At 65.7% G+C, this 6,659-nt stretch carries 6 protein-coding genes and 3 pseudogenes; 5 read left to right on the top strand and 4 right to left on the bottom strand.

Annotated elements, in window-relative coordinates; translation table 11 throughout:
• Nucleotides 1–1,247: pseudogene (locus AB0C62_RS35310) on the top strand (hypothetical protein); the annotation flags it as partial.
• A 102-nt stretch (nt 1,248–1,349) separates the two neighbouring features.
• Nucleotides 1,350–1,478 (top strand): annotated as a pseudogene (locus AB0C62_RS35305) (IS5/IS1182 family transposase); the annotation flags it as partial.
• Nucleotides 1,479–1,777: 299 nt separating this feature from the next.
• On the opposite strand, the gene cas2e reads toward AB0C62_RS35305, so the two are convergent.
• From cas2e to AB0C62_RS35285, 4 genes and pseudogenes are all read right to left on the bottom strand, one after another.
• Nucleotides 1,778–2,095, bottom strand: coding sequence for a type I-E CRISPR-associated endoribonuclease Cas2e (gene cas2e / locus AB0C62_RS35300; RefSeq protein WP_362980304.1), 318 nt, complete (start codon nt 2,093–2,095; stop codon nt 1,778–1,780).
• A 24-nt stretch (nt 2,096–2,119) separates the two neighbouring features.
• Nucleotides 2,120–2,607, bottom strand: a pseudogene (locus AB0C62_RS35295) (CRISPR-associated endonuclease Cas1); the annotation flags it as partial.
• Nucleotides 2,608–2,901: 294 nt separating this feature from the next.
• A complete protein-coding gene (locus AB0C62_RS35290; protein WP_362980302.1) occupies nt 2,902–3,441 on the bottom strand; it encodes a GNAT family N-acetyltransferase in 540 nt (179 codons plus the stop codon).
• Nucleotides 3,438–4,718: an XRE family transcriptional regulator gene (locus AB0C62_RS35285; protein WP_362980300.1), complete on the bottom strand. Its 1,281-nt coding sequence runs from the start codon at nt 4,716–4,718 to the stop codon at nt 3,438–3,440. Before AB0C62_RS35285 ends, AB0C62_RS35290 begins: the two co-directional genes overlap by 4 nt.
• Before the next feature lie 216 nt (nt 4,719–4,934).
• On the opposite strand from AB0C62_RS35285, the gene AB0C62_RS35280 reads away from it, so the two are divergent.
• The 3 genes from AB0C62_RS35280 to AB0C62_RS35270 all read left to right on the top strand — a co-directional run bounded on the left by AB0C62_RS35280 (nt 4,935) and on the right by AB0C62_RS35270 (nt 6,621).
• Complete coding sequence (locus AB0C62_RS35280; RefSeq protein ID WP_362980298.1) at nt 4,935–5,474, top strand: hypothetical protein; 540 nt, start codon at nt 4,935–4,937, stop codon at nt 5,472–5,474.
• 113 nt (nt 5,475–5,587) lie between these two features.
• A complete protein-coding gene (locus tag AB0C62_RS35275) occupies nt 5,588–6,064 on the top strand; it encodes a hypothetical protein (RefSeq protein ID WP_362980296.1) in 477 nt (158 codons plus the stop codon).
• A gap of 125 nt (nt 6,065–6,189) precedes the next feature.
• The gene (locus tag AB0C62_RS35270; protein WP_362980294.1) at nt 6,190–6,621 is read left to right on the top strand and encodes a hypothetical protein; all 432 of its coding nucleotides are present in this window, start codon (nt 6,190–6,192) and stop codon (nt 6,619–6,621) included.
• Nucleotides 6,622–6,659: the final 38 nt, after the last annotated feature.

Here is a 6,659-nt window from a genome sequence, read left to right as displayed (position 1 = left end):
TGCCGCTGCGCCTGGCGCGCTACGGCGTCCCCCTCGCGGAGACGGCTCCCTCGGGTCTCGCCGCGGCGGGCATCGAGCCGGTGCTGCTGCCGCCCCCGCCGCAGCTGGAGGTGGCCGAGGCTGACCTCGAAACACCGTCGACCCCCACGGTACTCGAGCACCCGGAACTGACAGTGGAGGCGACCCAACCGGGCGCCGGAAACAGCGGGCACGCCCCGGAGCAGATCGAGACACAAGCAGAGGCCGCGAAAACGGCACAGCGGCGGGAGCCAACCTTCCAGGACGCCAGTGACGGCGGTCTGTTCGCAGACGCCTACCAGTCATGGATTGCCCAGTTCGTCGTAGCGCCCACACCAAGCCAGTTCGCCCTCTTCCTACGTGACCGGTTCGCCATCACAACAGCGGCAGGCAATCCACTTTCCAATGAACAGCTTTCCCCCATCGTCAGCCAGTTGCGGCACCGCTACGAATCGCACTCGATAGCTCCTGATGCCGAACCCGGCAGGAACGCGGCCAGTGAGGACCTGGCTTGGGAGGAGTTCTTCTACCGCGCCTGGCTGGACTACGCGCATGAGTACGGCAGCTACCCGGAAGCGTCCGTCCTGGCCCGGTACGTTTTCGAGCGTGACGGCATCACGACTGCAGCCGGTGAACCCCTCATCGCGGAGGATCTCCACGTCTTCGTCCAGGCCTTCCAGCAGCGCGGCTTCGCTCACAAAGCACTGCCGGTCAGCCCGACACCAACAGGCCCATACGAAACGAAGAGCGCTCCGGAATTCCCATCCGACGTGACACAGCAAGCTCACACGAGAGCAGACGCCGCGGAAGACATAGCCGGGCCGAAAGTGAGCCTATCCACCAACGATCAGCAGACAGCCGTTCGCGACGACCGCCGCCTGACCATAGTCGATCGGTACTACCTTGCCTGGAGGCAATACCAGCACGAGCGTGGCCAGGAACCTACGGACAAACAACTCTCCACAAGCCTCGCCAGCAGCGGGGTGACGGGGCGCAACGGCGCGCCTGTCAGCCCGTCAACCCTACGCCGCTACTTCCTTCACTTCCGCATCTACCACATCTGGGCAGACCACCGTGCGCGTATGCGAGAGCCCTCGCTCAAGAGCGTGGCCCAAGACTGCGCGCGTCAGGGAATCACCGCCCAATACAACAGGCCCGTCACGCACGAAGACATCGCAAGACACTCAGATGACTTCGAACGCCGCTGGCAGACCATGAGACTCACCTGACCGCCGTCCCGATCGCCGATCAGGGCGCCGTGCTTTCCGGCAGCTGGGAATACGACTTCACGCACCTGGCGATGCACCCCAAGCTAACTTGATCCTTGAACTGTGCGGGCTCGGGTGGAACAATTCATCGGCCGGATGAAGATCTACAAGATCCTCCGCGACTGCCGGCAGCACGGCGACGGCCTCCACCACGCCGTCGCCCACATGCACAACCTCTCCCTCGCATCATGACCAGAAGACCACCTCACCACCCCGACCTGCCCGAAAACAGGCTTGTGCAACACCCCTTTAGGTGCCAAACCGTTGCGGTTCGCCTGCGCGGAGCGGACTTCAGCGCCGAGCGCTGGGTACGTCCGTAGGACGGTTCACCTCCGCCTGCGCGGAGCGGACAGCGGCGAGACCGAGTCCGACTGCCACGGCGGCGGTTCACCTCCGCCTGCGCGGAGCGGACTCATCGCTGCGCCCCCTCGGCGGCGCCTGCGGCGGTTCACCTCCGCCTGCGCGGAGCGGACCCTTCGCGACCTGCAGCTCTACGCCAGCTTTGCAACTCCTTGACTCTCGTTCGCTCGTTGAAACGCGATGAGTGTGAGGCCGTCGAAGTCCTGCGGATCGCGGCGTTGAGGGCCGGCCGTGTGGAGGGTGAAGCCCTGTTCGTTGGCGGCAGGGTAGGCCAGGACGGCATTGCCGTCTGTGAGGCAGGAGGTGAGGTTCTTCCAGAGTTCTGTGCGGACGCGGGCGGAGATGGTGCCGATGTAGAGGGTGGGGGTGACTTCGAGGAGCCATCGGGTGAGAGCGCCGCGGAGGTGGTCGGGAACGGCGGTGGCGGAGATGACGGTCACGGCGGGCACCGGTCGGGACGCTCCTTGTGTGGTTCAGGTGGTGTGGTTGGGCGCGTGGTTGGTGCCGCCGGGTAGGGGGCCGGTGATGGGGTCCCAGAGGTCGACGAGTTGTTCATCGAGGTCTTCGTCGGGGGCGGTATGCGCGTCGTTGGGGGCGAGGAGGGTCTGGCGGTCGCGGACGATGCGGGGCATGAGGCGGAAGAGGCGCAGTCCGTTACGGAAGGAGCGGCGGGCTTCGCCTTCGGGGTGGGTGGAGGCGTTCAGGGAGAAGGCAAGGGGGATGGTGAGTTCCGCTTTGTAGAGGTCGGCGATGTCGTAGACAAAGGCTTGTGGTTGCCGCTGTGGACGAACCCGAGGGCCGGGGAGCAGCCGAGGGCGACGATGGCGGCGTGGACGATGCCGTAGAGGCAGGTGTTGGCGGCGGACAGTGCCAGGTTGACGGGGTCTTGGGTGTCCCAGGAGTCGGGGTCGTAGGAGCGGCGGAAGCGTCCGATGCGGTGTTGTTGGGCGAGGAGTTTGTAGCCCGAGCCCTCGACTTCTCGCTGGAGTTGGAAACCGAACAGCTGATCAATGAACTCTTCGACCGCCCCGACCGCATAGTGGACCGCGGCCGGTAGAGCGAGGCCAGCCAGCTACGCTCATTGGTAAGCGGCACGGTAGCCCCATAGCCGAGGCCGAGAAGACAATGTCCCGTCCATACCGAAGACTTGCGCGCCTGCGGACTCCTCCGTCTCAAAGCCGTTCCACGCGACCATTTAGCAAGACCGCGTCCTGCACACGCGCGCCGGAAACGGCCCGAATAACCTTCGCCCGCCTCAGTCGGCGGAGCGGATCATCACTGTGAGCGTTGGCGATGCCGCCGACGGCTGACTCTGGCCGATGTCTTCGTAGCCCCAGGCGTGGTAGAGCCCATGAACCTTTCCGTCACCGGCCGCCCGGTTCACCATGAGCGTGACGTACGACTCGTCCCGGGCGGCAATGAAGGCGTCATGGATACGTCGGGCTGTCCCCGTCCCGCGCCAGGCGTCCCGCACGCCGATCTCCTTCAAGGCCACGACAGGACGCCGGGTGTACTCCTCCGCCGGCTCCGGGGACGTGCGCTGCCAGTAACGGTCGCCGTGCTCGATGCGGTTGCCATAGGCGTAGCCGACCGGGAAACCGCCGACGTAGGCCAAGACCACTGTGAACCCTGGCTCCGCCCCGTGACGGTCCAGCCGCTCACCAAATGCGGTGACGGCGTAGTTCGGCAAGTGCAGCAGGGGCGCTCTCACCTCAGCGTATACGTCGACCACGTCACCGCGGATCGAGTCCAACGTGGTGAACATCCGGAGCTCCGTGGTGGGTGCCGAGGTCATGTGGAAGCCTTCCAGGCGTCGCGAGTGTGCTCGGTCCAGGTCTGCGCGATGGAGCTGCGTGGCGCCCGCGCACGGAGCGCGGCGCCAAATTCTTGCAGCATGCGAGAAACGCGCGCGTGCTCGGTGGCGGCGTCGGCGGGCACGTACATCGCTGTGGTCGCTGCGGACTCAAGGTCGCCTTGAGCAAGTTGGGCGTGTGCGAGTCTCGTTGTGGTGATCGCGTGAGATCGCCGCATGTGCGGCCGCAGGGTGGCAAGGCAGCGATGGGCGTGGGATTCGGCGGTCGGGTAGTCACCCAGCGCAAGGAAAGCAGAGAGCGCGAGAGAGTTCAGCTCCGCTTGGTCGTAGAAGGCGAGCAACCACACCGGCCGGTGGGCATCAGAGTCCATGCGCTGGAGGGCATCCTGCGCCTGGTCGAGCGCACGGCAAGTACCCGTGCGATCGTGCGCTGCGCCGTGGATGGCGGCTTGTCGGGCCAGACCGAGCGAGGCGAACATGGGATCCCGGCGTGTGATGTGGAGGCTGCGGGCGACATCATTCGCCGCGAAAGCCTCGCCTGGGCGCCCTATGTGCCTGTACATGGCGCCAGCGTGGCTCCAGATACGGAACTTGATCGCCTGGTCGCCAGACATCTCAGCGAGCGCCTGGGCCTCACGCATATGCGCCCTCGCGTCCGCATAGCGGCGGCCGTCGATCGCCGCCCACATGGCGGAAGAACGGAACGAAGCTGCGCACCCGTAGAGGTTGTTTCGCACGCGCTGCGTCGCGCTGCCAGCACTCTGAAGGTTCAGTGCTTCATCCGCTAGTGCGGCGGCGTGCTGTTCGATACCTCGTTGGCCGCCGTAGCGATGGTCGCTCGCAACGACTTCGGCGAAGCGTTGCTGTAGGCGGTTGACATCGTTCATGCCAATACGTCGACGCCCTGCGTTGCCGGGGGCGGCGGCTGCAGCGGCGGCGACGAGACCGCCGACGACATTGCGGCGCTTCATATCGAGGTCCTCCTGCAGTGTGGCTTGGGTGGACGATGCCCGGCGTCGTGGAACGAACCCTAAGGCAGTTGCAGGTAAGCCGCTAACAGTCTCGAGGGCCCTGCGGGTGGCCGATTTAGGCCATTGGACCCTGCCCGCCTTCCAGTCCCGGACAGAGGAGCCGTCCAGTCCGCCCGTCCGCCCAGTGAGCTGCTCAAGTGCCCTGTTCACCGCTTCAGCCAGGCTGTTGGAGCTGTGGCCGTGCTCGTCCATCCACGCCACAAGAGCCTTATTGCGCGTGGCATTCATACACACACCGTAGCGATTCACTGCCCGCCCGTCAGGTAATGCAGTAGTCAAATCACCCTAGGGGATCCTGCGAAACTCCACTCCCATCGCCCTAACCAGGCTGCTGCGCAACGGCGTTACCTGGTTACCGGCCAGCCGCTACCCAGGTGGCTACCACGAGCCCAAGCCGCACTCGTCGCGGCGCCCGACCGAGCACAGATCCCATGGGAGCCCCCCGTGAACACGCCAACGCAGCGCTCCACTGGTGCCATAGAACCAACGGCTCCACGACCGCACACGAACAAAGCCACGCTGCTGCCGCTCACGGAGGAACAGCCCCGCTTCCGCCAGACTTGGCCGCTCAAAGCCAACGACAGTGCGGCTCCTATGACCCGGATCCACCTGCGCACGTGGCTCACCGTCGTGCGCTGGATAGGCAATGTCGACCAGGCGACACGTGTTGCCAGTCATCTCGTCGAGAACGCCGCCAGGCATGGCACGCCCCTTCAGCCCGGCAACCTCGTGTTCTTGCGGGTGTTCGGTCTCTCCGACGCCAACGATCTGGCCATCGAGGTTGAGGACGCGCTGCCGGACTTCCCTGGGTTCGAGGCATTCGCCGAGCAGAGCGGCGAGGTTCGAGGCAAACCCACCGGGTTGTGGTGGGTGGCGCACTACCGCGGACGCCTGTCCTGGGACGTGACGAAAGACAACGACGGCCGAGTCGTCGGCAAGACGGTTCAGGCCATTATCCCCGCTACCTGGGACGGTTCCGAATGACGCGCACCCCACTCCCTCATCGCCCAGCATCGTGGAACGGCAGAGCACCGGCCGCGCGAGCCGAGTTCACAAGTCGGTCCGAGGTCATCGCGCCCGAGGACATCGCAACAGACATGCACGACCTCGCCGCCCGCGTGCGGAACCTGATGGACCTCCACCGCGGTGCCCCACTTAAGTTGCCGTTAGGAGGACGCTTCTTCGACATCGTCGTCACCGCGAACGGCCCCGAAGCCTACGCGGTCATGAGTCTCCTGGACGAGGTGCAGCACGTTCCCGGCCGGCGCTCCGACGTCCCTTCGTGCGGACCGGTGATCGAGGATCACGAGCGGGGATGGCTGATCTGGCTGGTCCCTCCGGGTACGCACGCGGTCTGGGAACCGCACCGGTACGGCACGTGTCTAGGCGCCCCGTATGAACTCGCCCTTCCAGCCATGACCCAGACAGAGCCCCCAGGCCCTTACTGGCTGCGTCCGTGCCGTGGAGACCGCCTGGTACCCCACCACCCGCTGCGTGACTTCCTGGACCGCTTCCAGCCCGGCCCGATCCCCCATGAGGAACTGCTGGGCCGGTTCGTGAGCTCCATCTCCTGATCTCCGCGCTCGGCGAAGGTGCTGCCACCTCGGACCCTTCGCCGCGCGCGGTTCCACTCCCCGGCCCCGAGACATCTGGCCTGGCTCCCCTCAGTGGCAGGGGCCCGACTGTGAGGGACAACGACGTGACCACGGACAGCGCACAGTCTTCCCTTTCCCAATCTCTCGCCGATGGACGTCTTGAAGGCCTCCGCAGCCGGTACGAGCAGGAGGTCACCGATGGAGCCTCGCGCACCCTGCGCGTCGCGCCGTACGTGCTGGCTTCATCCGTTGCCGAGCGTCGCGTGGACCTGGAACTGATCGAGGCCCACGTGCTTAAAAAGGGCTGGCAGGTTGCGCTGACCAGTTTCGCCGACCTCGGGCAAGCCCCACCGGTAACCGACCGATGCGGCTTCAACGAGGCCTGCCGGTACGCGACGCAGGGCTTCGCCCACGGCATCGTCGCCATTAGCCGGCAGGCCATCACGACGGACAACGCCGTCTACGAAGAGCTCCTCGACTTCCTACGCCACCGCGGCGTGTTCCTGGCGTTCCTGCCCAGCGCCGATGACGCCTGACAGGTTCCCGCTGACTCCCGGCATGACGCTGCGACCGT

Origin of the sequence: Streptomyces sp. NPDC048643, from assembly GCF_040650615.1 — a bacterium.
GTDB lineage: Bacteria > Actinomycetota > Actinomycetes > Streptomycetales > Streptomycetaceae > Streptomyces.
The sequence above is the reverse complement of the archived record's forward strand: the minus strand, read 5'-3'. Positions and strand labels throughout refer to the sequence as shown.

Bases quoted from the DNA above. Each gene is read 5' to 3' on its own strand.
- AB0C62_RS35290 (WP_362980302.1), bottom strand. From the start codon at position 3,441: ATGACCTCGGCACCCACCACGGAGCTCCGGATGTTCACCACGTTGGAC.
- AB0C62_RS35285 (WP_362980300.1), bottom strand. From the start codon at position 4,718: ATGAATGCCACGCGCAATAAGGCTCTTGTGGCGTGGATGGACGAGCAC.
- AB0C62_RS35275 (WP_362980296.1), top strand. From the start codon at position 5,588: ATGCACGACCTCGCCGCCCGCGTGCGGAACCTGATGGACCTCCACCGC.